This window comes from Microcoleus sp. D3_18_C2, assembly GCF_036702395.1.
Classification (GTDB): domain Bacteria; phylum Cyanobacteriota; class Cyanobacteriia; order Cyanobacteriales; family Microcoleaceae; genus Microcoleus.
On sequence record NZ_JAUBTG010000048.1, the window covers coordinates 25297 to 51352 of the forward strand.

The 26056-nt window shown below is 44.5% G+C and carries 24 protein-coding genes and 1 riboswitch; of the genes, 17 read left to right on the plus strand and 7 right to left on the minus strand.

The genetic code is table 11. From position 1 onward, the window contains the following. Positions 1-2: 2 nt before the first annotated feature. The 10 genes from QUA88_RS22730 to QUA88_RS22775 all read left to right on the plus strand — a co-directional run bounded on the left by QUA88_RS22730 (position 3) and on the right by QUA88_RS22775 (position 11091). The gene (locus QUA88_RS22730; protein WP_333273976.1) at positions 3-191 is read left to right on the plus strand and encodes a hypothetical protein; all 189 of its coding nucleotides are present in this window, start codon (positions 3-5) and stop codon (positions 189-191) included. Positions 192-217: 26 nt separating this feature from the next. Then, the gene (locus QUA88_RS22735) at positions 218-3313 is read left to right on the plus strand and encodes a response regulator (RefSeq protein WP_333273979.1); all 3096 of its coding nucleotides are present in this window, start codon (positions 218-220) and stop codon (positions 3311-3313) included. Between the two features lie 10 nt (positions 3314-3323). Beyond that, on the plus strand, positions 3324-4298 hold the full coding sequence (locus QUA88_RS22740; protein WP_333056958.1) for a diguanylate cyclase: 975 nt from the start codon (positions 3324-3326) through the stop codon (positions 4296-4298). A gap of 349 nt (positions 4299-4647) precedes the next feature. Beyond that, positions 4648-5277 (plus strand): macro domain-containing protein, encoded by a 630-nt coding sequence (locus tag QUA88_RS22745; protein ID WP_333056959.1) that lies wholly within the window; start codon positions 4648-4650, stop codon positions 5275-5277. A gap of 513 nt (positions 5278-5790) precedes the next feature. Then, positions 5791-6378: a hypothetical protein gene (locus QUA88_RS22750; RefSeq protein ID WP_333056960.1), complete on the plus strand. Its 588-nt coding sequence runs from the start codon at positions 5791-5793 to the stop codon at positions 6376-6378. Positions 6379-6533: 155 nt separating this feature from the next. Continuing rightward, on the plus strand, positions 6534-8327 hold the full coding sequence (aspS, locus tag QUA88_RS22755; RefSeq protein ID WP_333056961.1) for an aspartate--tRNA ligase: 1794 nt from the start codon (positions 6534-6536) through the stop codon (positions 8325-8327). Positions 8328-8536: 209 nt separating this feature from the next. Further along, positions 8537-8761: a hypothetical protein gene (locus tag QUA88_RS22760; RefSeq protein WP_333056962.1), complete on the plus strand. Its 225-nt coding sequence runs from the start codon at positions 8537-8539 to the stop codon at positions 8759-8761. After that, positions 8758-9024 carry a Txe/YoeB family addiction module toxin gene (locus QUA88_RS22765; protein ID WP_333056963.1) on the plus strand — a complete coding sequence of 89 codons (267 nt, stop codon included), beginning with the start codon at positions 8758-8760 and terminating at the stop codon, positions 9022-9024. Before QUA88_RS22760 ends, QUA88_RS22765 begins: the two co-directional genes overlap by 4 nt. A gap of 202 nt (positions 9025-9226) precedes the next feature. Then, positions 9227-10324: an AAA family ATPase gene (locus tag QUA88_RS22770; protein WP_333233381.1), complete on the plus strand. Its 1098-nt coding sequence runs from the start codon at positions 9227-9229 to the stop codon at positions 10322-10324. Continuing rightward, positions 10321-11091, plus strand: coding sequence for a DUF3226 domain-containing protein (locus tag QUA88_RS22775; protein WP_333233379.1), 771 nt, complete (start codon positions 10321-10323; stop codon positions 11089-11091). Before QUA88_RS22770 ends, QUA88_RS22775 begins: the two co-directional genes overlap by 4 nt. A gap of 44 nt (positions 11092-11135) precedes the next feature. On the opposite strand, the gene QUA88_RS22780 is transcribed toward QUA88_RS22775, so the two are convergent. Next, positions 11136-11369 (minus strand): hypothetical protein, encoded by a 234-nt coding sequence (locus QUA88_RS22780; protein WP_333233378.1) that lies wholly within the window; start codon positions 11367-11369, stop codon positions 11136-11138. Positions 11370-11540: 171 nt separating this feature from the next. On the opposite strand from QUA88_RS22780, the gene QUA88_RS22785 reads away from it, so the two are divergent. After that, a complete protein-coding gene (locus tag QUA88_RS22785) occupies positions 11541-11717 on the plus strand; it encodes a plasmid partition protein ParG (RefSeq protein ID WP_332983430.1) in 177 nt (58 codons plus the stop codon). Further along, on the plus strand, positions 11701-11970 hold the full coding sequence (locus tag QUA88_RS22790) for a ribbon-helix-helix domain-containing protein (RefSeq protein WP_333273986.1): 270 nt from the start codon (positions 11701-11703) through the stop codon (positions 11968-11970). The genes QUA88_RS22785 and QUA88_RS22790 overlap by 17 nt, the downstream gene beginning before the upstream one ends. A gap of 87 nt (positions 11971-12057) precedes the next feature. Here the strand turns inward: QUA88_RS22790 and QUA88_RS22795 are convergent, their stop codons facing one another. Continuing rightward, complete coding sequence (locus QUA88_RS22795) at positions 12058-13536, minus strand: glycosyltransferase family 87 protein (protein WP_333273989.1); 1479 nt, start codon at positions 13534-13536, stop codon at positions 12058-12060. Between the two features lie 431 nt (positions 13537-13967). Between QUA88_RS22795 and QUA88_RS22800 the strand changes: the two genes are divergently transcribed. Further along, positions 13968-15155: a M20 family metallopeptidase gene (locus QUA88_RS22800; protein ID WP_333273992.1), complete on the plus strand. Its 1188-nt coding sequence runs from the start codon at positions 13968-13970 to the stop codon at positions 15153-15155. Positions 15156-15364: 209 nt separating this feature from the next. Next, positions 15365-17020 (plus strand): SpoIID/LytB domain-containing protein, encoded by a 1656-nt coding sequence (locus QUA88_RS22805; RefSeq protein WP_333056973.1) that lies wholly within the window; start codon positions 15365-15367, stop codon positions 17018-17020. A gap of 347 nt (positions 17021-17367) precedes the next feature. On the opposite strand, the gene QUA88_RS22810 is transcribed toward QUA88_RS22805, so the two are convergent. After that, a complete protein-coding gene (locus QUA88_RS22810) occupies positions 17368-17667 on the minus strand; it encodes a ferredoxin (RefSeq protein ID WP_333056974.1) in 300 nt (99 codons plus the stop codon). A 527-nt stretch (positions 17668-18194) separates the two neighbouring features. Here QUA88_RS22810 and QUA88_RS22815 point away from each other — a divergent pair. After that, positions 18195-19205, plus strand: a complete 1011-nt coding sequence (locus tag QUA88_RS22815; RefSeq protein WP_333056975.1) for a Gfo/Idh/MocA family oxidoreductase — start codon at positions 18195-18197, stop codon at positions 19203-19205. A gap of 469 nt (positions 19206-19674) precedes the next feature. Continuing rightward, positions 19675-19763: riboswitch (Fluoride riboswitch) on the plus strand. A 91-nt stretch (positions 19764-19854) separates the two neighbouring features. Then, positions 19855-21480, plus strand: a complete 1626-nt coding sequence (locus QUA88_RS22820) for a cation:proton antiporter (RefSeq protein WP_333056976.1) — start codon at positions 19855-19857, stop codon at positions 21478-21480. A gap of 217 nt (positions 21481-21697) precedes the next feature. On the opposite strand, the gene QUA88_RS22825 is transcribed toward QUA88_RS22820, so the two are convergent. From QUA88_RS22825 to QUA88_RS22835, 3 genes are all read right to left on the minus strand, one after another. Then, complete coding sequence (locus QUA88_RS22825) at positions 21698-22507, minus strand: glucose 1-dehydrogenase (RefSeq protein WP_333056977.1); 810 nt, start codon at positions 22505-22507, stop codon at positions 21698-21700. 422 nt (positions 22508-22929) lie between these two features. Then, positions 22930-23202 (minus strand): hypothetical protein, encoded by a 273-nt coding sequence (locus tag QUA88_RS22830; RefSeq protein ID WP_333056978.1) that lies wholly within the window; start codon positions 23200-23202, stop codon positions 22930-22932. Positions 23203-23923: 721 nt separating this feature from the next. Then, the gene (locus QUA88_RS22835; protein WP_333056979.1) at positions 23924-24370 is read right to left on the minus strand and encodes a cation transporting ATPase C-terminal domain-containing protein; all 447 of its coding nucleotides are present in this window, start codon (positions 24368-24370) and stop codon (positions 23924-23926) included. Between the two features lie 383 nt (positions 24371-24753). On the opposite strand from QUA88_RS22835, the gene QUA88_RS22840 reads away from it, so the two are divergent. Beyond that, the gene (locus tag QUA88_RS22840; RefSeq protein WP_333212884.1) at positions 24754-24939 is read left to right on the plus strand and encodes a hypothetical protein; all 186 of its coding nucleotides are present in this window, start codon (positions 24754-24756) and stop codon (positions 24937-24939) included. Between the two features lie 116 nt (positions 24940-25055). Here QUA88_RS22840 and QUA88_RS22845 read toward each other — a convergent pair whose 3' ends face one another. Further along, positions 25056-25946 (minus strand): IS630 family transposase, encoded by an 891-nt coding sequence (locus QUA88_RS22845; protein ID WP_333233408.1) that lies wholly within the window; start codon positions 25944-25946, stop codon positions 25056-25058. Positions 25947-26056: the final 110 nt, after the last annotated feature.

Here is a 26056-nt window from a genome sequence, read left to right on the forward strand (position 1 = left end):
CTGTGGAGCATTTAACCAGTAACGAGGCTAGTAGGGTGCGTCATTCGCGAACCCTTACGCTGAAACGGAAAACCTTAGATGCTGACGCACCTTACGCAAGTCCTTTAAATGCCGAACAGCTTAGGAAATTAGGCACAGCCAACAATAATTCAATTTTATTGTTGGTAAAGTTTTCCAAAAAACATCCTTGATTTTTATTGATAACTACTGCTCTAAAATGCCTCATAAAGTACCAAAGATTTCGGAAATTACTCCTTTAGATTTAACAAATTTAGAGGAATGCAGTGAAGAATCAGTATATGCTCCCGGTCATATTCAGCCCCACGGAATACTTTTATTGTTGCAAGAAAAAACGCTCAATATTTTACAAGTAAGTGACAATGTAGAAGTGTTTTTTGGCATTGCTGTCGCAGAATTGCTAGGTCAGCCATTGCCATGGCTATTTGGTCACGAGCAAGTACAAGAAATGGTCAGGTATCTCAATCAAGAAAAGCTCAAGATTCATAATAGTTTTAATCTGAAAATACCTCTAAAAGACGGAAAAATTCAAAGTTTTAGAAGCACAGTGCATCAGCGACCCGATGAGTTGATTCTGGAACTAGAGCCCCAATTGACTATTGAAAATAATCATGCAATGGATTTTTATCAGCGTCTGCAAACAGTTATCCTCAACTTTCGCACTGCGCTCGGTCTTTCTGATTTAGCTCAAACCATTGCTAGAGAAGTAAAAGCCATGACAGGGTTCGATCGCGTTATGATTTATCGGTTTGAAGCCGATGAGCATGGGGTGGTGATTGCTGAAGAGAAAGAAAGCTATCTAGAAAGCTACTTGGGATTGCATTACCCGGCGATCGATATTCCCGTACCCGCCCGCAAATTGTTTTACAGCAATTGGGTGCGCCAAATTCCCAATATCAATTACACCCCGGCCCGCCTAATTCCCACCAACCATCCCCTAACCAATACACCCCAGGATCTCAGTGCTTGTGTGTTAAGGGGAGTATCTCCCTACCACATTGAATATTTGCAGAATATGGGAGTGGCTGGGACACTGACGATTTCGTTAATTGACGATCGGCGTCTCTGGGGATTAATTGCCTGTCACCATTACAGCCCGCGATTGGTAGATTACGAAACTCGCAAAAGCTGTGAATTTTTAGGACAATTTGCCTCGATCGAACTGGTGCATCAGCAAGAGCGAGAATTGAACGTTTACCGATCGCAGGCGAAAACTATTCAGGATAAACTTCAGGAGGCCTTCCGGCGAGATTCTAATTTTATCGAACAGGTATTGACCGAAAATGCTTCTCAATTGCTAGATTTAGTTCATGCTCAGGGAGCTGCAATTCTGCTCGATGGTCGTCTGACATTGGTGGGTGAAACACCATCTGAAGCTGAGGTAGACGAACTCGTGCAGTGGTTGCTGCAACAGAACAAAGAACGAGTGTTTGCAACAGCTTCTTTGTCTCAGTTGTATCCCCAAGCCAAGCAATTCAAAGAGCGAGCTAGCGGTGTTTTAGCAATCTCAATCTTCCTATGCTATGCCAAACAAAAGTCATATCATATCCTTTGGTTCCGACCCGAACAAATTCAAACGATAAACTGGGCAGGTAATCCACAGGATGCTGTGTCGATCGACGAAATTGGAAAAATGCACCTGTGTCCCCGCAGATCCTTTGAACGGTGGCAAGAGACAGTGCGCCAGATGTCTTATCCGTGGCAGATTGCAGAGTTAGAAGCTGCTGCCGAAATGAGACATATCCTCATGCTGGCGGTGTTAGAATTTTCGCAAGCAGCCCTAGAACACGCTGCTGAAAGGGCCGCTATAGCCAACCGTGCCAAAAGCCAGTTCCTTGCCAACATGAGCCACGAGCTCAGAACGCCACTCAACGCGATTCTGGGATTTACCCAGCTTATGAACCGCAGCCCCTATATCCCAGAAGAATTTCAAGAGCATTTAGGGATCATTACCCGTAGTGGAGAACACCTGCTGACATTGATCGACGATGTTTTGCAAATGTCTAGGATTGAAGCAGGGCAATTGGTACTGAGTAAAAGCTGTTTTAATCTGCATCGCCTGCTAGGTTCTATTAACGAGATGTTCACCATCAAAGCGCCTGAGAAAGGGTTACATCTCAGCAGCGAGTGGGATGCTACTGTCCCCCGTTATGTCTGTGGCGATCAAGCAAAACTTCGCCAAATCTTGATTAATCTGCTGGGGAACGCGCTCAAATTTACAACAACAGGAAGCATAGCCCTACGTGGACGAGCTTTTTCATTAGATGATATGCCATCCGGTACAAATTGCGATCGCGCCACTAATCCACCCGATATTAAACCAACTATTACCTTGTGTCTCGAAGTTGAGGATACCGGGCCTGGCATTTCTCCCTCAGATTTAGAATCAATTTTTGAGGCTTTCATGCAAACCAATCGCGGTTGCCACGATCGAGGAACAGGTTTAGGACTGTCTATCAGTCGTGAGTTTGCGCGTCTGATGGGAGGGGATATCACCGTGCGAAGCACCCTGAATCGAGGCTCGACTTTTACCTGCCAAGTCGTTTTGGAACTACCAGAGTCGGTTGATTTAGATGAACCTGAAATTAGCGATCGGATTATCGGGATCGAACCTGGGCAACCTATCTACCGAATTCTAGTAGTAGAAGATGTTCTAGAAAATCGGCAACTGCTGGTGACGCTGCTGGAGTCAGTTGGGTTTGATGTGTGTGCGGTGGAAAATGGGGTAGAGGCGATCGATCGTTGGCAAACATGGCACCCTGACTTGATTTTGATGGACATTCAAATGCCTGTCATGGATGGTTATGAAGCGACGAGACAGATTCGAGCACAACAGTCATTAGTCATGAGTCATGAGTCATCAGCAGATAACTCAGGGCAAATGTCACAGGACAGAAGACAAATTACACGCATAATTGCCCTCACTGCCTATGCTTTTGAGGACGATCGCACCGCCAGCCTGCAAGTCGGTTGCGATGACTACATTGCCAAGCCGTTTACTGAAGACACACTTTTCGACAAGATAGCTCATCACTTGGGCGTCCGCTACTGCTACGCCGAAAAAATTCCGCCAGACTCATCAGCTTCGCCACCAAAGATATTGACTCCATACTTGAAAACCATGCCCCCCAAGTGGATTGCAGAAGTTCATGAAGCAGCACTCGATCTTAGTGATAATAAGCTTTATGAACTTATCGCTCAAATTCCCAAGGAGAAACAAGATTTCATCGCGGCGATGACATCTCTGGTAGATAACTTTCAGCTTGAAGCGATCGCAACTCTCACCCAGATTTAGGAATAAGAACATGACAGCTTTATTCAAACTTGTAGCCCAAACGCATATTCTCATCGTGGATGATACCCCAGACAATCTACGCTTGTTAGCCAAAATTCTAGAGTCACAGGGCTATATTGTCCGTAAAGCCCTCAACGGCAGAATGGCACTCCAAGGTGTTCATCGCGACCCACCGAGTCTAATTTTACTTGACATCAATATGCCGGAGATGAATGGGTACGAAGTCTGCCAAAAGTTAAAAGCATCGGAAGCGAGTGCTCAGATACCGGTTATTTTTATCAGTGCCCTCGAACGACTAGAAAACAAGGTACGAGCCTTTGAACTCGGTGGCGTAGACTATATTACCAAACCCTTTCAAGAACAGGAAGTGCTGATGCGAGTAAAAAATCAATTACTCATCCAACAGCAACGCCAACAACTGCTAGAACAAAATCAACGTTTAGAACATGAAATCCAAGAACGTCTGAGGGCAGAAGCAGAAGTAAGACAGCTATCCGTGACCGATGAATTAACGGGATTATATAACCGACGGGGCTTTTTTTTACTAGCAGAGCAACAACTAAAAATTGCGAGGCGCACGCAAACATCTTATTTTATTTTGTTCGCTGACTTAGATGGTTTGAAAAAAATTAACGACACTTTAGGACACGAAATGGGAGACCGAGTAATCGTGGACGCAGCTCAAATATTGAAACAAACCTTTCGTGAGGCGGATATTGTTGCTCGACTGGGAGGAGATGAATTTGCTTTATTTATTCCTAACTTTTCTGGTGATTCATCTACTAATTTTCATGCTCGGCTGCAAGACAATATAGATCGCTTTAATCAACAGTCAGAGCGAGCTTATATATCAATAAGTCTTGGTGTGCAGTTTGGGGATTTAAATAATGAAGTTTTATTAGAACAATTGCTGGCAAAGGCTGATAAACTGATGTACGAGCATAAACGCACCAAACGCTGTTTCAATCCTCAACCTTTCTTTTGAGAACACCGATATCGGAGCGTCATAAGCAGTATTTATTAAACGTGAGTTCAACCGAGAAAGAGTAAACTGAAAACAAGATCGGGAAACAGCTTGCAGACTTTAGCCCCTGGGCCAGAAAACACGATGCAGTACAGCTCATCACACCTAAAACTGAGAGGGTGACAACCGCGTTAAAAGCTCTCTCTGTATTAGGTTAAGGGTGTGTGCGAGCAAAAAATTTCGTAGCTATTGAACATTTGCTAGTTGAAATTGAGATGAATTTTAGATTCAGCGGACTTATGTAAAGTATTGTAGGATTAAATTGGCGATCGTTCTGGCTGTTCGCCATTAAAATTAAGAGAGAGTATTTATGCAAATTGTGCTGGCTGCCTTAGACGATAGTTTAGTTAGAGCCTGGGAAAGCACTTGCGGCAGTATGGAAAATGTAAAGATACATCACGGTTCAATATTTGATGTGAAATGCGATGCTATTGTTAGTCCGGGGAATAGTTTTGGTTTCATGGACGACGGCTTAGAGTTAGAAATTTCGGAATATTTTGGAGGGCAGGTTCTTGAACGCTTGCAAAAAATAATTCAATCTCGACATCACGGCGAACTCTTAGTAGGCATGGCAGAAATTGTAGACACGGATCATGCAGAAATTCCCTATTTAATAGCTGCCCCAATTATGCGCGTTCCCACAGTTTTAAGAGAAACAGTAAATGTTTATCTAGCAACCCGCGCTATTTTGACTCTCGTAAAATTTGGCTCAGTCGCAGATGGAACTCCTGTCAAACATATAATTGAAACTATCGCTATTCCCGGCATGGGTACGGGAATGGGCAAAATGCCACCACATATCTGTGCCAATCAAATGAAAGTTGCGCTGGAAGATATCCTCTTATCTCAGTACGAATTTCCTCAATCTTTACTGCACGCTCAAAGATGTCACCATTTGTTATATACCGACGATCGCGAAGATTTGCAGTTGGCAAATTGAAATTATAAAATTTGCCCGTTTTATTGGGTTGAGAAACCAAGTTGATTGGTGTGTGTTGTTTTAGGTAGAGAGACTTATCATAAATTTAAGGAATGAGAATTAAATAACTTCCACTCTTGAAAGTGGGATGGGCTCTTATAGCCCGTCATGAGTGGACGGGCTATAAGAGCCCATCCCACAATAACAATTAAAATTGTAAGTTATTTAATTCGCGATCCTAAGTGCGCTAAACCGTACCTGCAAGTTGGCGGTATCCTACAGACAAGAGAAACTTTGGTAGATATAATGTAATAGAACTGAGGTCATTCCAACTAGGTAAGCGCGGATACAAAAGTTGATAAAGCTGGAACAAGAATTGCCTAGTTCTTATTAAATGCCAGAATTCCTTCTGGCGCTACACGTACAAAGTCTGTATAAAAGACCACAATTCGTTCGGGCGCTACACCTACAAAGTCTGCATCCAGGGACTATGAGATTGTTTGAAAATGTTTACTACCAAAGGAGAAGATTGAGATGACAGATCCAAAAGTAACCGAGGAACCAGTTTTAGAGGCTACTCTCGAAACGACGGAGCTCGTCAAAAAAGAGATGCCCGACGCGACTGATGAGGCGATCGCAGAAACTGCGGCGCTGTTTGAAGCAATTAAAAAACGCGCCACCGCCGAAGTGCAAGCAGCGGGCGAACTCACCCGCGAAGCTTATTTAAAAGCTGTGAATAAGGCCTCCGGGGCGATCGAAGAAAATAAGGATCTCGCCCACGAGAGATTCACAGAAGCAGTCAAGCTGATTAAACAAGAAACTGAGAAAAATTGGCTGGTGGTAGATGCGATTAAAACGCGGGCGCAAGCGCAGGTGCAAGATGCAGGTGTTGTCAGTCGCGAAGCTTATTTGAAAGCAGTGCGACAAGCGCGAGAAGCGGTGGAACAAAATAAATTGATCGAACGCGATCGCATCGAACAAGCTGTTGACCACATTCACACGGAAGCTGAAAAGAATTGGCACCTTATTGTGAAGCAAATTGAGTCGATCGGCACTCGCTTGACGGATGCGGCTAAGTCTGCATGGAACTCGCTGACGGTGTTTTTTGACAAGAAGGATTAAACTCAGATATGAGACCATTTTAAAGAACAGGCTTTTCGGCCTGTTCCACAAAGATTGAATTTTCTTGTGGAACAGGCATCTTGGCTGTTCATAAAAGGTTTTGACACTAAGCGCTATAATCAAAAAGCATTATTTTTAGTCCATAACCCCCAACCATGAGAAGTTACTACTGCGGCGAACTGCGAAGCGAACACATCGGAGAGACTGTCACCCTTTACGGCTGGGTGGATCGCCGCCGCGATCATGGCGGGGTGATTTTTCTGGATGTGCGCGATCGATCGGGTATTGTGCAAATTGTTAGCGATCCTGAACGCACCCCCGATTCCTATCACGGGGCTGAGGCTTTACGCAGCGAATACGTGCTTAAAATTACGGGTAGAGTCAGCAGCCGCCCCGAAGATTCCCTCAACCCGAAATTGCCTACGGGTGAGGTGGAAATTTATGCTGACGAAATTGAGTTGTTGAATGCGGTTCGCAAACAGTTACCCTTTCAGGTGGCGACGGCGGATACCGAAAGCGTGCGGGAAGATTTGCGTCTGAAATATCGCTATTTGGACTTGCGGCGCGCTCGCATGAGTAGCAATTTGCAGCTTCGCCACCAAGTAGTCAAAGCGATGCGCCGCCACCTGGAAGATGTGGGAGGTTTTATTGAAGTTGAAACACCAATTTTAACGCGATCGACTCCTGAAGGTGCGAGAGATTATTTAGTGCCCAGCCGCGTCAATTTGGGCGAATGGTACGCTTTGCCGCAGTCGCCGCAGTTGTTCAAACAATTGTTAATGGTTTCGGGTTTGGACAGATATTATCAAATTGCCCGCTGTTTCCGCGATGAAGATTTGCGCGCCGACAGACAGCCGGAATTCACACAATTAGACATGGAAATGAGTTTCATGTCTTTAGAAGAAGTTATCGAATTAAACGAAGGTTTAGTCTGCCATATTTTCCAAAGTGTCAAAGGGGTAGAATTGCCTCGTCCTTTCCCGCGCTTGACTTACGCTGAAGCAATGGATCGCTACGGTAGCGATAAACCGGATACTCGCTTCGGTATGGAATTAGTCGATGTTTCCGATTTGATGAAAGATTCGGGATTTAAGGTATTTTCCGGGGCGGTTGCTGCGGGCGGAATTGTGAAAGTTTTGCCGATTCCGGGCGGGAATGATGCGATTTCTAACGTGCGGATTAAACCGGGCCCGAAAGGCGATTTGTTTAAGGAAGCCAGCGACGCCGGTGCGAAGGGATTGGCTTACATTCGCGTGCGGGATAATGGCGAAATTGATACGATCGGCGCAATTAAGGATAATTTGACGGAAGCACAAAAACAGCAATTGCTCGATCGCACGGGCGCGCAACCAGGTCATTTGTTGTTATTTGCTGCGGCTGATGTGACAACTGTCAATAAGACTTTGGATAGATTGCGTTTGTTCGTGGGTAACGAATTGGGATTGATTGACAAAGATAAGATGAATCTGCTGTGGGTGACAGATTTCCCGATGTTTGAATGGAACGCTGATGAGAAGCGTTTGGAAGCATTGCATCACCCGTTTACTGCGCCGCATCCTGACGATATTAATGATTTGAAAACTGCGAGAGCTCAAGCTTACGATTTGGTGTTAAACGGTACAGAAATCGGCGGCGGTTCCCTGCGGATTTATCAGCGGGAAGTTCAGGAAAAGGTGTTTGAGGCGATCGGCTTATCGACTGAGGAAGCTTACAATAAGTTTGGCTTTTTGTTGGATGCGTTTGAGTATGGAACTCCGCCCCACGGAGGCATTGCTTACGGTTTGGATCGGTTGGTGATGCTGTTGGCTGGTGAGGAATCGATTCGGGATGTGATTGCGTTTCCGAAGACGCAGCAGGCGGGTTGTTTGCTGACGAATGCGCCGGCTGGGGTTGATGAGAAGCAGTTGAAGGAGTTGCAAGTGCGATCGACTTATACGCCGAAGTCATAAGGGCGATCGGGACTTAGGCAAAGCCGATGTGTCATGCTGAGAGAAGCGAAGCTTCACTAGACTGCGTTTTGTTCAGCATGACAGACACGATTCTGCGTCCAGGACTGTCATTGAGTCAAAACTTTGGCTGATACTGTATGCTAGAGTTACATTCCAGGTCTTTAGACTAAAAACGCTATAATTAGCATAATCGAAAATAGGTAAAAACGATGTCAACAGTTTATCGTTTAAAAGCCAGCGAAATCAATCATCATTTTTTAGAACAAATCAAGGCGACTTTTGGAGATAAAGAGATTGAAATAATTGTTTCTGAGTGTGATGAAACAGAATATCTTTTGAAATCCGAAGTCAACAAAAATAGACTTTTAAAAGCTATTGAAAATGTTAACGAGCGGCAAAATTTAGTTGAAGTTAACTTACAGAATTTGCAATGAGCAGAAGAATTGTTTTTGAATCTTCTGCTTTTGCAGATTTTAATGAATGGGCAAAATTAGACAAAAAGATTTATCGCAAAATTGTAGAATTGATTAAAGATATAGACCGCTCACCGTTTGAAGGATTGGGAAAACCTGAACCTCTGAAATACGAGTTAAGTGGTTTTTGGTCTAGGCGCATTGATAACGAACATCGTTTAGTTTACCAAGTTACAGATCGAGAAATTGCGATCGCGGCTTGTAAGTATCATTACACTGAATAGATGTGATTGCGTTTCCGAAGAGGCAGCAGGCGGGTTGTTTGCTGACAAATGCGCCGTCTGGTGTGGATGAGAAGCAGTTGAAGGAGTTGCAAGTGCGATCGACTTATACGCCCAAGTCATAAGGCGATCGGGACTTAGGCAAAGCCGATGTGTCATGCTGAGAGAAACGAAGCATCTCAGTTGAAATGCCTAAATCATAATTATGAAACACCTTGACAATTTAACCATTCATCGGTTCCGAGGCCTGCGAGATTTAACCTTGCAGGACTTGGGTCAAATCAACATATTGGTTGGTGGAAATAACTCAGGTAAAACCAGTGTTTTAGAGGCGATATCAACCTATTGTCGCCCCTTAGATCCCCTGGAATGGCTGAACACATCGTGGCGGCGAGAAATCAAATATTCTCGCAAGCCAAGACTGGAGGCACTACAATGGCTGTTTCCTCAAAATAAAGAAGAAGAACAATTGGATTTTTACCCAATGGAAACTCGTGTTTCTGGTAATGGTAAGTTTTTAGTGAGAGAGTCGAGGGCAATTTACCAAGAAATTGAGGGAGTGGAATTATCGGAAGATGACGAAAGTCAATCCTCAGACGATCTTGGATTTGATAATACTCTGCGAGGTGCAGAAATAGAGCTAAAAGCTATTATATCGGATTCACCAAATGAATTATCTGAATTTTTTGAAATTTGGGAAAATGAGCGTTTAACTAATCGGCGAATTCGCTCAGATGCAATGCTGTCAGTTGATACTGTGACACCTTTTTCTCACCGCATAGAACAGTCACAAGTTGGCTTGCTGTCAGAAGCTATTTTTCAGCGTTTTAAGCCGGAAGTGATTAAGCTATTGCAAGTGATGGATTCAGGAATTATTGATTTAGTGATTCTCTCGCATGGCGGCAATCGTAGCAGTCTCTATATTGACCACAAACAAGTGGGAATTTCACCATTAAGTTCTTTTGGTGATGGAGTACGTCGCTTGCTATTTATTGCTCTAACCCTGACAAAAGTCAGAGGTGGAGTTTTGCTAATTGATGAGATAGAAACAGCAATTCATACTGAAGCACTTCGCAGTTCATTTGCGTGGATTGTGCAGTGGTGCAAGCAAATGAATGTTCAGTTATTTGCAACTACTCACAGTTTAGAAACAGTTGATGCGATGTTGGATGCTAGCGATACGGAGACGGACTTAGTTCTTTATCGTTTAGAGAAACACGAGTCACAAACTAAAGCAGTTAGAATTGAACGGGAAAGATTGCAAAGATTGCGGGAGGATTTGGGTCAGGAGGTGCGCGTGTGAAATACGCCATTATTGGAGTAGAAGGGCCACACGATCAGGCCTTTACAGGCAAGGTTCTCAAGCTTTTGAATTTCAAAGATTTGCGGGAAGAGTTGAAAGGATTAGAGTCTCAGTTAGACCCCTTCTGGCGCAAGTTTATTCCCGTTTATCCCAAGAAAGGAAACTTGTACAAACGTCTTGATATGCCTTCTATTCTGTTTAATGATACTATCTCTGTAGCAATTTATGCAGGTGAAGGAAGCAATCTTGTGACTAATTTGGATGACATTTTATTCACAAATTATGAGTATCAGACAAACTTGGCAGCCTTCGGGATAGTTGCCGATTGCGACAAATCAACTCCCGATCGCATTGCGGAACCATATGCTAACAAATTCCGAAGTTATTTTCCTAATTTTCCCGATCGCCCTGGTGTTGTAAATACCAATAGCCCGCGTACAGGAGTCTATGTTTTGCCCGATAACGCTTCGCCTGGTGTGTTGGATACTTTGCTGTGTGAGTGCGGACAGATAGCTTATCCCGCGTACATGGAAAAAGCTAGTTCCTATCTAAATGAGTTTTCTGAGTCAGATAGAAAATCTTTAAAGTGGAAAAATTTCGATCCCGAAAAAGCTTTAGTTGCTACTGTTGTCAGCGTTCTCAAACCTGGGAAGACTAATACAACAAGTATTGCTGATAATAATTGGGTGAGCGAACAGACGCAACAGCAGGTTCCTGCTTTGGCAAATTTTATTGAATTTTTGAGGCAACTTTTGGAAGTGAGTTAAGGGACGATCGCACTTCACAAAAAAAGTGCGATCGCCCTCAACAATTACTCTTTCCAGTAACGGGTTAAAATCCGAATCACCTCACCCGCTATCGGCGATGGTAGAGGCGGGCTCCATTCCCCAACTTCTGCAAAACCTAAAACGTGCAACAGATTAACGATGCTGTTTACCGCTTTGGGAACGCCACACAACAGCAAACGAATCGGTTGCTTACCTTGAGGTACATCAGGAATTTCTTCCCGGAGCAGCTCGGGAACTGACTTTGGCTGTGATATCATAGACTTTGAATTACACGAATAGTGGAATTGCGATCGCCCTCAAGTTTTCCAGGCCAGGGGCGATCGCTTTTCCGTTTGTACATCCTCAGTCTAGCACAGCTATGGGAATATGGGAATAGGTAACTAAGGGAATTTTAAACTTTTCACACGTAAACGTGTGAAAATAAAGTTATGGCAAATGAAAAAGACACCATCAAACTTGTAATTCCCAAGGCATTGAAGATCAGGTTCAAAGCCTTGTGCGTTCGTGCGGAAAGGGATATGAGCAGCGTCGGAGGTCAACTAATAGAAAACTGGTGTCAAGAGCAAGAGCAAGCCCAGGCGAAACGGGATGAGTCAAACACCTGAAGGGGCGACACCAAAGAGGCGTACAAAGAAAGTACGATCGATCTATGAAGTAAATTCCCAGTTGCCTAACTTGCCAGCAAAAAACCTAAAACGAGTCACCAGCTACGTTCCTCCAAACGCCTACAACGTCTTGGAAGATTGGGCCAAGGAAGAAGACCGGACAGTCAGCAATCTCGTAAGTCGGATTGTCTCTGAAGCTGTAGATGCTTACTTGGCTAAAAAGACTACAGAAGATGAACCCAGCAGCAATTAACCTTTGATCTCTACGCTGATGGGTCATTCTCAACTGCCAACCTGTCGGGCCGTTTATTTTGTGTTGGAGTGGGGTTTTGTTTTTCCTCTAACCAGAAATCTGATCCAAAGGGTCAAATTCAGGAACCTGTTTTTGACGAAGAGAGGTAATTGCTAAGACTAAAACACTTAACGTAAGACCTAAAATCGCATAACTCGGTAGTGAAAAAATAGTTACTTTAAACAAATAAGGCAATTCCCCCCCCTTCCAGTTCCACCGCTTTCCTAGAAACACCAACAGCCCGCCATGAATCACTGCGGTTTGCACCATGACACAGCCAACGCCCAATAACCAAACCGACATTCTTTGCCTAGAGAAGGCACAATTTTTAATCTGAAAACATAAATCATTCAGCAAAAAAACCACCGCCGGTGCTAACATCACAGAACTGGTGGGCTGAGAATAGTTGATAGCAATACTCAAAGTAGAAATTAGCACCATTTCAGATAAGTCAACCTTTTTTGACCAAGCATTGCGAGATTGTTTTTTGTAAAAATACCAACACACTAAACCAACTAGCACCAGAACAATCAAGTCAGAAAATAGCTTCGCCACGAAGGGACTATCGGGGAAAAATCTCGGCCCCATAACCCTTAAATCAAGGCGACTCATAGAAATATAAGCATTATTCGATGGATCGTTGAGCCAGAGTGGAAATCCACGAGTCGCATCCTGTATAAATCCTGTTAAAGAATTGCCCGTTACAGCTAGACCTATAACTGCCAAAACAGTTACCGTGACTATAGATATAAAAACTAGCTGAAACCGTCTTTTGATTAAAAAATAAGGAAGAAACAATATAACTAAAGTTGGTTTAAAAAGGGCAATTCCTAAGAAAAGTCCTGCAATTATATCCCGATCATTTCTAGCATAAATAAACATCCATAACAGCAGAACCGCAATAAAAGTTGCCACATTGCCAACTTGAAGATCGAAGACAAAACCGTAGAGGAATGCAACTGATATACTACAAATAGTCCTAAAAGCTCGTGAGTGGGACTCCAACAAAATATTCGCTCCCCATAAAACAAAACCTGTGGCAATAAGATGCAGCCAAATCCAGATTGTGAATGCAGTCTTCATCGGGAAATAGCCCAAAAACCACAGCGGAGGAATGATATTAGGTGGATAAACAAAAGAAGGAATAAACCCACACACTTTTGTGATGCTACAGAAACCGCTGTTAAACACCTCGACATTAAAGGGACTCAAATGCTGATGGGCTAATCTACTCGCTACATAAAACCACTTAAAATCCCAGTAAGGCGGATCGGGCCGAGTAGTCAGATTGTAAACCAACCAACCGGTATAACAGAGAAATCGGGTGAGAACTAATACAATAACTGCTTGCAAAATAAAGTTAACGATAGGTTGACGAAAAAACTGAGTCAACCTTTGGCTCGAAGGATGTTTGAAAAACAAAGAATCTTGCCATGCTGTTTTTTCGGTATCTAATCGCCAATTAAATTTGAGGAACAAAGCGACGGTAATTATAATAATTATATTCCAGAATCCCAAGCTAATCATAGGTCATAATTTTGATCAAATTACTATTTGATGATATCACAACCAGAAATTATCTCATGTCCGATCCATCGACCCTAATATCCCGGTCGGGGCGGGTTTTTGAGATAGTAAATTATTAACAGGTATTGTTGGTGAACCCGCCCCTACAAAAATCGCGGTTGCTCGACCGGACATCATATTATTAACTAAAAATCAGCCTTTGAACCTAGAATATAGACGTTTATTCCTGGTTTCAACCTAACTCTCTTTCCTCTCTATTCTCTGCGTCCTCTGCGCCCTCTGCGGTTAAAAAAAAAATCCTATTCACAAACGAAATAGCATTGCCATCCAAAAGCCCGATCGCACTTTAGCCCCTTATAACCCTGTTCACCCCCAAACATATGCGTTAACCTAGTTGACTACAACTTGTACCGCACTCCCCAACAAAATTCATGCTTCCCCGCATCCAAGAATTAGCCGCCACCCTAGCACCCCGCTTAATCGAAATACGCCGCCACATCCACTCCCACCCCGAACTCAGCGGCCAAGAATATCAAACCGCCGCCTACGTAGCCGGAGTTCTCGCATCCAGCGGAGTCCGCGCCATCGAAGGAATCGGCAAAACAGGAGTGCTCGGCGAACTCAAAGGCAACAGCAGCGAGTCCCGGTGGCTGGCAATTCGCACCGATATGGACGCTTTACCGATTCAAGAACGCACAAACTTAGAATTTGCCTCCCGCAACGAGGGAGTCATGCACGCCTGCGGCCACGACATCCACACCACAGTCGGTTTGGGCGCAGCAATGATATTGTCTCAGCTAGAGGAAAAATTGCCCGGTAACGTCCGCTTCTTGTTTCAGCCTGCAGAAGAGATTGCCCAAGGTGCTCAATGGATGATTAAAGACGGGGCGATGCAAGATGTTGACGGCATCCTCGGAGTGCACGTTTTTCCGACGATTCCCGGCGGTTGCGTCGGTATCCGCCACGGGGCCCTGACGGCGGCGGCAGATGACCTAGAATTGATTGTGATGGGCGAATCCGGCCACGGTGCGCGTCCCCACGAGGCGATCGACGCAATTTGGATTGCTTCTCAGATAATTACCACTTTGCAGCAGGCAATTAGCCGCACGCAAAATCCTTTGAGGCCACTGGTTTTGACGATCGGGCAAATTAACGGCGGACGAGCGCCGAACGTGATTGCCGATCGAGTAAAATTGCTGGGAACCGTGCGATCGCTGCATCCAGAAACCCACGAAAAACTGCCGGCTTGGATCGAACAAATTGTTTCCAGCGTTTGCGCGACTTACGGCGCTAAGTACGAACTCACCTACAAGCGCGGCGTGCCCGGAGTCCAAAACGACCCCAAACTCACGCAATTAGTCGAAACTGCGGCTTTAGAAGCTTTAGGTCGATCGCGCGTCCAGATTTTACCAGAACCATCCCTCGGCGCGGAAGATTTTTCGATGTACTTAGAACACGCACCGGGAACCATGTTTCGCTTAGGAGTGGGACTGACTGACAAACCGAACTATCCCCTCCATCACCCGCAATTTGAGGTTGATGAAGCGGCTATTGTCACCGGCGCTGTCACCTTGGCCTATGCCGCCTACCAATATTGGAAACAGCAAGTAAGTAGGTAAACTCGCTTTCATTGAATTACCCGTAATAAGATTGTGGGGTGGGTAATAGCTCAAAATTGCTTGATGTAAAGTTTATTTGCGCCTAGCTGCTTAACAGAATTCTGGCAACCAAACCACCTTATCTTCCGCAATTCCCCTATAGCAGTCGCTAAATGTGCTAACCTACAATCAAAAATCCCCCAATTTCAACTATCGCGAGACAGATAACCGTGTTCGCTCAAGCACCTCCAACTCCCAATTACAAATGGTTTAGCTGCATTTCTAGGACTGTTTTCACCGCATTGTGCCTGTTACCTCTTTTCAGCGCTGCGGGATACGCCCAAAGTCCCCAAAATAGACCCATCAAAATCGGCGTGGTGCAGCGGTTTGGCACGAAAGCAACCGACAAACTGACGCTGAAAGCATTACCGGGCGACAGCTTAACTTTGCGTTACAAAACTCCTCAAGGCATAGAAACCAAAACTGCTGCTAGCGTCAAGTTAGAAATAGCCCCGAAACCGCTGGAAACGCCCTTAGTAGAAGAACGAGTGGTACTAAGTTCTCACCGCAGTTTCGAGAGTGCGGAAGACAGCGCTAATCAGTGGCGCGCCCAGGGAATTGAGGTAGAAATTGCTCAACCTTTTCGCTGGCAAGTTTGGGCAAAAAGAGATATTTACAACTCTCCTTTGGTGCGGCGCTGGCTGTTGCAAAGTTTGCAAGCTCAAGGGAACACAACAGCTTTTTTGGATTCCAAAGTTTTGAAGCAAATACCCCAGGCTTTTTGGGTTTTAAACGGCTTTCGTTTCAACCGCAATGAGTTGGATGTGACGGCCGGTAAAAATGTGATTGAGGTATTGGAACAAACTACCCAAGAGGCGACAGCTATTGAACCAGAAAAAGCTATTCAACAAACTCGCCGTTATGGTGGGAATTTGCGCCTGCAAAAAAATGCTTACGGCACTTATACTTTGGTGAATGAAGTGCTGACGGAAACTTATTTGCGGGGTGTTGTTCCTCACGAAATTGGGGCTTTTTCGCCTTACGCTTCGATTGTCGCTCAAACTATTTTGGCGAGAACCTACGCCCTGAGAAATTTGCGCCGGTTTGCTGTGGATAATTATGAGTTGTGCGCTGATGTTAACTGTCAAGTTTATAAGGGTTTGACGGAGGTTTACCCGCAAAGTGATAAGGCGATCGCCCAAACGAGCGGTTTGGTGCTAACTTACGAAAATCAGCTAGTAGACGCGCTCTATTCCGCGTCTAGCGGCGGCGTGACAGCCTCTTTTAACGATGTGTGGCAGGGCGCGGAACGTCCATATTTGCGATCGATCGTCGATTCCCCTAATAAGGTGTGGGATTTGTCCAAGCAGAGTTTGTCTGACGAAAACAATTTCCGCCGCTTTATCAGTTTGGAAAAAGGGTTTAATGAGGAAAAAGAAGACACATTTCGGTGGCGCGAACCCGCTTCTTTGACCGCGATTGCTGGATTTCTCAAACAGTATCTTCAGAAGAAACAGCACCCGATGGCTAATTTGAAAACTGTCACTCAGGTGGAAGTGGTAGAAAGGTCGCCCGCAGGTCGAGTTTTGAAAATGAAGGTTCAAACTGACTTGGGCCCGATTGATATCGACAAAGACGAGATTCGCAATGCTTTTTACCCGCCGATTAGCACGCTTTTTTACCTAGAACCAATTTACAATCCAGACAAAACTCTCAATGGTTATGCTTTTGTCGGAGGCGGTTTTGGACACGGCGTGGGAATGAGTCAGACTGGTTCTTACAATTTGGCTAATTTGGGCTGGAATGGATCTCAAATTCTGGGCTTTTATTTTCCCGGCGCCCAAGTTGTCCCGCTTAGCGATAACATTACATTTTGGCGCGAATAGGCGATCGAAGTCTGCCTAAGAGTCGGCGAGTTAAATCGCCACTACACAAATAAATTTCGCGCCACGCCAGACTAAATATTAGCCGTAAAACTTTTAGATTTTAGACTTTGGATTCTAGATTGGTTTCACAGTTAATCTAAAATCGGCCATCTAAAATCTAAAATTATTGGGCCAGCTATCTGCTCAAACAGCTACGAATTCATAGATGGGAGTGAGAGACTGCTGGCGGCTTTGTTGCAGTGTTAGACACCGAAACCCGGTTTCTTAAAATAATTGCCGTATTTCAGCTTCTTAATTCTGGAAACGAGCAACCGGGTTTCTTAGGGTATCACGCAGAGCGTCCTTTCTTAGTAGAGCTCTTCTTCTTTGTGAGTTTCGATCGTACAGTCAGACTTGGGATAGGCGACGCAGGTGAGGACAAATCCAGCTTCGATTTGGTCGTCGTCCAAGAAAGATTGGTCGGATTGGTCAACTTCGCCTTTGGTAATTTTGCCGGCGCAGGTGGAGCAAGCTCCAGCGCGGCAAGAGTAGGGGAGGTCGAGTCCTGCTTCTTCAGCAGCATCAAGAATGTAAGTATCGTCATCAACGTCAATGGTCTGGTTAATTCCTTCGGCTTCGCTGATGAGGGTAACTTTATAAGTTGCCATGCACTAAATCCTCTCAAAAATTCAACAAGATTGATAATTTTTCCTAATGCAACCTTCAAGGCTCTATTAGCTTTGAGGTTAGGTATTAGGTTCGTTCCCTCTATGATATTAGGGGATATAAGGGAGGTTGACACACTTATTTACAAAATATTTGAATGGGATTAGTTATAACTTTTTCTAATTTCATCTTGATTACTTATACCTATCTTGGGTTCAGCCTTGTGATACTGTTGCCGCAAGACTTGCGCGAATTAATCCGGTTTCTAGGAAAAATCCTGTTTTGAGCCCTACAGCACAAAAACCGGGTTGTGGGTATGCGCTGTGTCGATCGAGTTTCAGCAAGACTTGCTGCAAGGCAAGTCCCTGCCGGCGGTGAAATGTATAGTTAGATCGACATCAAGACTTGGGTGTTGAAGGCTCGATCCCATAAATCGCACCACAACCACAGGTTAAAATCGGGGCCATAGAACCCCTAAACCCCTGCAGCGCAAGTCTGTAACTATCTAAAATCTTAAATCTCAAATCCCATGACTAATATTGATACTCGCTTTGGTTTTTCAGTTAATTCTCCAATTCGCGTGGGGATTGTGGGTACTGGTTTTGCCGCTAAGTTGAGGGCCCAGACAATTCAAGCTGATGGGCGATCGCACTTGGTAGCGCTTGCGGGCCACTCCCCGGAGAAAACCGCAGAATTTTGTCAAGGGTTCGGGGCAGAAGCTGCGGTTTCCTGGCGCAAGCTGGTAGAAAGAGACGATTTAGATTTGGTGATTGTCTGTACGGTGAACCGGGATCACGGGGCGATCGTCCTGGCAGCCCTAGAAAATAACAAGCACGTTGTGGTGGAATATCCTCTATCTTTAGACGTATCTGAAGCAGAAAGGGCGATCGAACTTGCAGCCCAAAAGCAAAAACTCCTCCACATCGAACACATCGAACTCTTAGGCGGTTTGCACTCCTCAATCAAAGAATCTTTGCCCTTAATCGGTAAAGTTTTTTACGCCCGCTACATTACTATTACTCCTCAACATCCAGCGCCGCAGCGGTGGACTTATCAACATTCCCTCTTTGGCTTTCCGTTAGTTGGTGCAATTTCGCGACTGCACCGATTTACTGATTTGTTCGGGGAAGTGGCAAGCGTTAACTGTCAAGCTCAATTTTGGGACAGTCAGCCGGATTTCTACAAAGCTTGTTTGTGCAACGCACAGTTGCGCTTTGCCAATGGCGTTGTCGCTGAAGCTGTTTATGGAAAAGGAGAGACTTTTTGGCAGTCGGAAAACATTTTTACTATCTACGGTGAAGCAGGAACGCTGGTTTTCACTCCTGAATCCGGTCAATTTATTCAGGGAGAAAATCGGCGCAACCTCAAAGTAGGAACGCGGCGCGGCTTGTTTGCCAAAGACACCGATATGGTGTTGGAATATTTGTCAAACGGTACGCCTTTGTACGTGAATAATGCCAGTAGTTTGTACGCTTTGAAGGTGGCAGATGCTGCGAGGCGATCGAGCGAAACTCGACAAACTATCGCACTTATAAATTAATAAAAAGCTAGGAAAAAGAAGGTTATTTAATTTGGGTAAAAATCCAATATAACTGAGATATTGCACCCTTCTCAATTACCTATAGCAATCCTCGCATCATTTGTGTAATTCTTGTAGGGATCGCGAATTAAATAATTTACACTCTTGAAAGTGGGTTGGGCTCTTATAGCCCGCCCTTTCTGGACGGGCGGGACGCCCATCCCACAAGAACCATCAAAATTCTAAGTTATTTAATTCTCATTCCTAGAGGCAAACCCCTCGTGGTTGCCCCCATGATGCCGGGTAGGCAAAGAAAGGCATTACCCCTAAATTTTTGTACGACTCCTGGAAGGATTGCTATAGCAATCCTTCCAGGAGCTGAGCTAGTTTCCATCCCAAAAAGATGGATTCAAACTGTCGAAGTTTATGAACAAGGATAGGCATTCCGGGAGGCACGGAAATGGAATATCAGCTTCAATAGTGGTATAAAAGTAATGATGGCGATGGAGCTCGCCGAAACCGCCCTTCGTTATTAATAATCTTCATAACGTTTAAAAGGCTGATGGCTCCTACTGTTCCGACTTGTGGCGGAAGGGTAGGATGGTGCGGATGCCTCGATCGATCTTTCCCCTACAAGTCACCTTCATCGATTCAAATTTAAGGTGGCGTGATGTTAGAAAGTATAATCTGGATTTTATTAATGGGCTTTTTTGTCGGGCAGATTGCTCGACGGCTGAAAGCTCCAGCACTCGTAGGTATGGTGCTGGTGGGCATTTTATTAGGCCCGCAACTGGGGAATGTCATTAGCCCAGAGGTTTTGGGCGCAGCGAATTCTCTTCGCACCATAGCCGTGATGGTGATTTTGATGAAGGCGGGGTTAGGACTCGATCGCGAAAAGCTATCCCAACAGGGAACCGTGGCGCTGCGATTAGGCTTTCTGCCTGCTGCTTGCGAGGCTATCTCTATTGCTGTCGCTGCGATGTGGCTACTTCAGTTTGATTTTTTGACGGGGCTACTGCTAGGCTGCATCATTGGCGCAGAATCTCCAGCAGTAATTGTTCCCGGAATGCTGCGGTTAAAAAGTCTTGGTTGGGGAGTAAAAAAAGGAATTCCCGATGCAATTCTGACGGGAAGTGCCTTGTCAGATGTATTGCTGTTGCTGGTGTTTAGCCTACTGCTAGCTTTTCTGTCCCAAGGGAAAGCTACAGCCATTACCTTACTCGGAGGAATCACCCTCAGCCCTCTGCAATTACTGCCATTTCAAATCATCATCCAAATTACCTTGGGGGTGCTGTTGGGATGGGTGAGTGCTCGAATTTTGGTGGCACTATTAGTCAAGCAAAACTGGACTCAAACTGCGGTTCAGGACTCCCTAGTGGCTGCTGGCTTTGCCCTAGGGCTGGTAGTATCAGCCGAACATATTCCGGTTTTCTCTGGCTATTTAGCTGTCATGGGGGCGGGGTTTTTCCTGATTGAGTTGGATGCGCCTTTAGCACGAAGATTACGGGGTGGGTTTGATAGTTTGTGGACGATCGCGGAAATTATTTTGTTTGTGCTGCTGGGAGCAAGTATTCAACTTAATGTATTAGGCAATACCTTGCTGGTTGGTTTGTTGGTGTTGGCGATTGGGACTCTGATTGGGCGATCGCTCGGTTGGTATCTTTCCACCTTGGGTAGTAATTGGACTGGGAAAGAACGGCTGTTTCTGCTAGCAGGAAATTCGGCTAAGGCAACGGTACAGGCGGCAATTGGGGCGATTCCCCTAGCTCAGGGCATTGCTGGTGGCGAGACGATTTTGGCGATCGCAGCCCTCTCAATTTTAGTAACGGCTCCCTTGGGTGCTTGGGCAATTCCTACCTTTGCTCCCAAACTATTAGAAAAAGGCGAAGTTGACCCGACCAAAGTAGCGATTTCCGGCCGTCCAGTTTTTCTCGCCGCCGTAGACAATTCTCCCCTAACAACAGATGTTTTAACTAAGGCGGCAGACTTAGCTCGGCGCAGTGACGGGGATGTGATTGTTTTGTATGTGGATAACCTGGGAGATAAAAAGGCGATCGCCCAATTACAACAACAAGCACAACGAATCTTATCAGATATTCGCTATGAGTTCCTGAGTCTTTCTGGTACAGTGCCAGAGGAGATTATCCGCGTGGCGCAAGCTCGGCAAGTGACATATATTGCGATCGGAAAACGAGGGCATCAACCTTGGGAACAAGTGCTAGTAGGTTCAGTTTCTCAAGCCGTATTAGAAACCAGTCCTCTTCCTGTCATCTTGGTAGAATCTAGTTACAAGTAATCCCAAATATGGGTTTTATATCCCCTCGATCCTCTTCTCCCCTCTCTGTGTCCTCTGCGCCCTCTGCGGTTCATAATCAAGGCGTTATTTAACCCCGATTTAGGCTCGATCGCAGCGAGCCTAAATTTATTCAAAAGAATTTTTTATTATCAAACCTCTCCTTCAATTTGAGCAGTTCACAGTCATTCCGCAACTGGGCAAGTGGTTCATTGTCAGTCTAGGCAGACCAAGCTTCGCGAAAGTCAGCATAGAGGGTCAATCCACCATCAATATAGAGCGTTTGTCCCGTAATGTAAGCCGCTTCATCTGATACGAGAAACGCAACAGATGCTGCCATTTCCTCCGATGTGCCTGCCCGTCCCATTGGGATATGGCTTTCCACTACTGCCTTTTGTTCTGGATTGTCCGTCCAGCTTTCATTAATCGGTGTAATCGTCGCACCGGGCGCAATAGCATTGACACGGATGCCTCGGTTTGCGTATTCCAACGCTAGGGTTTTAGTCAGATTTCCCATGCCGCCTTTGCTGATGGAATAGCTAATATACATCGGGCGGGGAATGATTTCATGCACACTCGAAATGTTGATAATCACGCCAGGGCGCTGCTGCTCTAACAGATGCTTAATGGTTTCCCGCGCACAGAGATATGCACCTCGCAAATTTACTGCAATCACACGATCGAATTCATCGGTTGGCACTTCATGGGATGCGCTTTCTGTTTGAATCCCAGCATTATTAATCAGGATATCGAGACTACCAAATTTATCAATGACAGTATTCACCATACGAAGGATGTCGTCTTCTTTGGAGACATCTCCCTGAACTAATAGGGTTTCAACCCCGCATTCCGATGCTTGTCCACAGGCTTTTTGCAGAGCTATTTCTTCCGTATCTTCTGCCTCTTCTAAGCTTTTGCGATAGTTAACGGCAATGTTGCAACCTTCTTGGGCGAGACGAATGGCGATCGCCTGCCCAATGCCTGAACTCGCTCCAGTAATTAGTGCGTTTTTTCCCTTTAAACCTTTCATAATTGCTCTCCCAGAGATTCACAACAAAATATCTTAACCGAAACCTTAAGCCAACTGGCTTCTACATCAACCAGAAGGTTGTTCTGTCTTTTCCCCACGCATTTCATCAATATCCAGGATGCCGATCGCCACCCCCGCGATCGTCCGGGAGCATCTCATATTTGTAAAAACACTTATTCGGGATCCTTCCTTCTTCCTCTTTCCCCGCAGCAAGAGAGCCTCAAAATTCCTGCCTCAAAACTCCAATTTTGGGCTGGGCTGCTTTCATTGAGATGCTCCCAGTGCTAAGCTGTTGTGCATTTAAACTGAATGTCACAAAACAATCCCCTTGGGGTGGGGTGGGCCTAATATCCCGCCCAGAATATGCAATTTAAATGCGTGACAGCTTATATACCTTCTTGATTTGATTTATGCTGACCTAATTATTGAAGTTTCCCCGCAATTAGACCAAGCAGCACAATCAGACCTAATGCTCTACGAAAGTAATTAACGCCTTGAAACAATTCTTCCCAAGCCCAAGTAAACAAAGAGCCAAAGGCTACTATATCCAACCCTAGATTAACTTTTCCTGTTGTAACAATGAGCGTTAATAAACTAGCTATAATCCCGACACTCAGTGGTAGATTTGGCATCTGAGCTATAACAATTTGACCTTCGCTGTCGCGGAATGTGCGATCGAACAATGTGTTTTCCATGAGTTTCTCGTGTCAATGTAATAAATAGAATCAGGTTAACATTCAATACAGTTGGTTTTTTGGGGATGATACTACAAGCTTTAGATGGCAAGGAACATAAGAAAGTCGAATTAAATGCAAGTCAGGAGTGGAGATGACATTGATTTAATTATCCACCGGGGCTCAAAGTCATAGAAAATTAGCCATTGGGTCCTAGAAAAATAGTCCGCACTATTGAACAGTGCAATATAGGATTTATCCTGAATCAAGTTTTTTGGGATTCCCTGTCATGAATTTATTCGGCTTGTTTTTTCCCTTATTTTAAGTAGTTTTATGTGAGTGGGTAGAGGGTATTGTTATAGTAAATTTCCCAAAATCAAAAATCATCTATCGCTTGGAAGAGTTTAGAGTAAAAGGTGATCTATAATTGGACAGACATCATCGATTCTATAGTATCGCATCGAGAGCGATCGACTTCATGCTCAAATCCAAGGTTAGCAATTCACAAGTCTAAACCTTTTCGTCAAGCAGGATTGAACCTTGGCAGTGCAGTAATTTCGGTTGACACTGCTTGAATTGATTGTGTAGCCGCTATTTCTGATCGATCGCTCTCAGCATCCTGACTCACAAAAAATGTAGGCAGCGTTGCTGTCAAATAACCGCATAGGGCGATCGATTAGGAAGTTCGCGCTCAAACGCATAAATTCCAGCCGCGCCAATTAGAGTGACGATCGCTATCACATTACGCAAGAGGAGCAAACCGCTTTAAAAACAGAGCAGGCACAATGACTGGAATCCCTGCACCGATACAAATGAGAGCTTGAATAAAACTAAGCGGTTGGGTAGCAAATAGCGGGTTTATGAAAGTCAACTGGCTAAAGAAAACTTGAAATATAAACACACAAGCCACACCGATCGCAGGAATCAAGGCAATTTCTGGAGTGCGATATTTAAAATACGCAAACAGAGATGGAATACATTGGCTAATACTCAATAAGTAAAAGGTTTCTGCGGAAACGATGGTATGGACTGCCATTGTCCGAGCCAAATTGATATTACCTGTGGCTTGCGAAGCCAATTCAAAAATTCCAAGTACAGCAATGAGATTGAAGATGGAAATAATCAGGATGCGCCACAGCAATTTTTTCGTTAATAGGGGTTCATTGGGACGGCGGGGCGATCGCTGCATAGTCTCAGGTAACGAGAATTTACGGCCTCTAGGCTCCCGTGCAAACACAGTGTGGTGTCGGTAAGTACGGGTAAGGCAAGCTAGTTCAACAGTTGTAATGCTTTATATACAGTTGTGGTATATATACCATTTTATATACCATTTTGGTATGTATTACTGAAAAACTAGAGCTTGTTAATCGCTAAAACCTTTATCAGTCAAGGGATACGGAGAGGGTGGGATTTGAATTAGCGCTGAGTTCTCAATCGACGCTTTTACGTTGTTCTAGCCATTTTTTGTGCCTACTCTGAAAGTCCTGTTTTGGATTTGAGCGAATACCGAGCGACTTGCTGTACGCTGTCTACAGCAAGCAAAGTCGGCATTCTTATAGTAGGGAGCGAAAGATGAGCGAAAAGTCTAATCCAGTCACGGCAAGTACCACTGGAGACTACCTTGTTGGTTACGAGCGGATTCTGGACTACTTCAAACAAGCACAGAAGGAATGCCCCAAGGGCGTAGGACTAAAAAGAGACAGGAAAGCTAGCGGTGGCTACATAAGTAGGTCGGCGGGAAAATCCATAAGTATGTAACAAAATATTAAGTCGGGTGACTGGACTTGAATTTAATACGTTGTGTAGGGTAATCTCCTCTTTTTCCTCTAACTTCTACTCCATGAATTACGGCGTAGGCGAGTTCTAATTCATCCTCAAACAAATGTCGCTGCTAATTCATCTTCTTTAATGTGTTGCCACTCTAATTCAATTGGGTTCATTTCGGAACAATATTTAGGCAAGAAAAAAATATATAAACCCTGAGCTTCCCACTTTGACCACAACTGTTTAACCTCCTGACATCGGTGTATTAGACCGTTGTCTTGTACAATAATTCTAATCCGTTTCATTTGGGCCGCTTCTTCTGCTTCTTTTTCCATCATCTGAATATAAGCTTTTCGATCAACACCTCCAATTACCAAACCATATACAAAGCTACTTAAAGGTTCAAAAAGCCCCACAATACTTAATCTACGACCTCGATTTTTAGTTTGCTGTATCCGTTTTTGTTGACCTTTTTTGTAATATGTATAACTTGCTTTACTCCACGCACAAAATCCTGATTCATCTAAATATTTTAAGTCGATTTCTCCGGCTGCCGCTGCTAATTCCAGCATATCTAGGTCTGATTGCTTTATTGCTCGTTGTTTGGGGTCTTGTTTTCCTTTATGACTTGGACTAGCTCTTTTCCAAATGATCCCTTTTTTTTTTAGTACCCGTCTTAGTCGGTCGGGACTTAATTTAATAGAGCGCTCTTTTTCTAACTTATCAGCTAATTGAAAACTGTTATATGTACGTGGTTCTTTTTTTAAGCATTCTGACAAAAACTCTATATCTTCTTCTTTCCATTTGGCTTTTACCCCTCGACCTGGTTTTTTCCAAAGGCTTTCTATACCAAATTCTTCCCATTTATGTAAGACTGCTCTCACTGTTTGTGAAGCCCAGTTAAAGTGAGTAGCTATTTTCTCAACATACCAGCCATTTGCGTTTAACCTGATTACTTCTGCTCGATCTTTGACTTTTTGTGGTACTTTCGCCGTTCTCAGATTATAGTTATTTCAAATAAGTATGAGACACTATTCATGCACAATAAGCACGAATAACTTCATCAAGAGATGTGTTAGGAGACGCATACATTTTAGCTCTCTTTAATGCA

What these genes read in the sequence shown, in the direction of transcription:
- QUA88_RS22740 (WP_333056958.1), top strand. Translation starts at nt 3,324, where the DNA reads ATGACAGCTTTATTCAAACTTGTAGCCCAAACGCATATTCTCATCGTG.
- QUA88_RS22820 (WP_333056976.1), top strand. Translation starts at nt 19,855, where the DNA reads ATGTTAGAAAGTATAATCTGGATTTTATTAATGGGCTTTTTTGTCGGG.
- QUA88_RS22765 (WP_333056963.1), top strand. Translation starts at nt 8,758, where the DNA reads ATGAGCAGAAGAATTGTTTTTGAATCTTCTGCTTTTGCAGATTTTAAT.
- QUA88_RS22810 (WP_333056974.1), bottom strand. Translation starts at nt 17,667, where the DNA reads ATGGCAACTTATAAAGTTACCCTCATCAGCGAAGCCGAAGGAATTAAC.
- QUA88_RS22835 (WP_333056979.1), bottom strand. Translation starts at nt 24,370, where the DNA reads ATGCAGCGATCGCCCCGCCGTCCCAATGAACCCCTATTAACGAAAAAA.
- QUA88_RS22750 (WP_333056960.1), top strand. Translation starts at nt 5,791, where the DNA reads ATGACAGATCCAAAAGTAACCGAGGAACCAGTTTTAGAGGCTACTCTC.
- QUA88_RS22735 (WP_333273979.1), top strand. Translation starts at nt 218, where the DNA reads ATGCCTCATAAAGTACCAAAGATTTCGGAAATTACTCCTTTAGATTTA.
- QUA88_RS22815 (WP_333056975.1), top strand. Translation starts at nt 18,195, where the DNA reads ATGACTAATATTGATACTCGCTTTGGTTTTTCAGTTAATTCTCCAATT.
- QUA88_RS22825 (WP_333056977.1), bottom strand. Translation starts at nt 22,507, where the DNA reads ATGAAAGGTTTAAAGGGAAAAAACGCACTAATTACTGGAGCGAGTTCA.
- QUA88_RS22795 (WP_333273989.1), bottom strand. Translation starts at nt 13,536, where the DNA reads ATGATTAGCTTGGGATTCTGGAATATAATTATTATAATTACCGTCGCT.
- QUA88_RS22790 (WP_333273986.1), top strand. Translation starts at nt 11,701, where the DNA reads ATGAGTCAAACACCTGAAGGGGCGACACCAAAGAGGCGTACAAAGAAA.
- QUA88_RS22760 (WP_333056962.1), top strand. Translation starts at nt 8,537, where the DNA reads ATGTCAACAGTTTATCGTTTAAAAGCCAGCGAAATCAATCATCATTTT.
- QUA88_RS22770 (WP_333233381.1), top strand. Translation starts at nt 9,227, where the DNA reads ATGAAACACCTTGACAATTTAACCATTCATCGGTTCCGAGGCCTGCGA.
- QUA88_RS22830 (WP_333056978.1), bottom strand. Translation starts at nt 23,202, where the DNA reads ATGGAAAACACATTGTTCGATCGCACATTCCGCGACAGCGAAGGTCAA.
- QUA88_RS22780 (WP_333233378.1), bottom strand. Translation starts at nt 11,369, where the DNA reads ATGATATCACAGCCAAAGTCAGTTCCCGAGCTGCTCCGGGAAGAAATT.
- QUA88_RS22745 (WP_333056959.1), top strand. Translation starts at nt 4,648, where the DNA reads ATGCAAATTGTGCTGGCTGCCTTAGACGATAGTTTAGTTAGAGCCTGG.
- QUA88_RS22785 (WP_332983430.1), top strand. Translation starts at nt 11,541, where the DNA reads ATGGCAAATGAAAAAGACACCATCAAACTTGTAATTCCCAAGGCATTG.
- QUA88_RS22800 (WP_333273992.1), top strand. Translation starts at nt 13,968, where the DNA reads ATGCTTCCCCGCATCCAAGAATTAGCCGCCACCCTAGCACCCCGCTTA.
- aspS (WP_333056961.1), top strand. Translation starts at nt 6,534, where the DNA reads ATGAGAAGTTACTACTGCGGCGAACTGCGAAGCGAACACATCGGAGAG.
- QUA88_RS22840 (WP_333212884.1), top strand. Translation starts at nt 24,754, where the DNA reads ATGAGCGAAAAGTCTAATCCAGTCACGGCAAGTACCACTGGAGACTAC.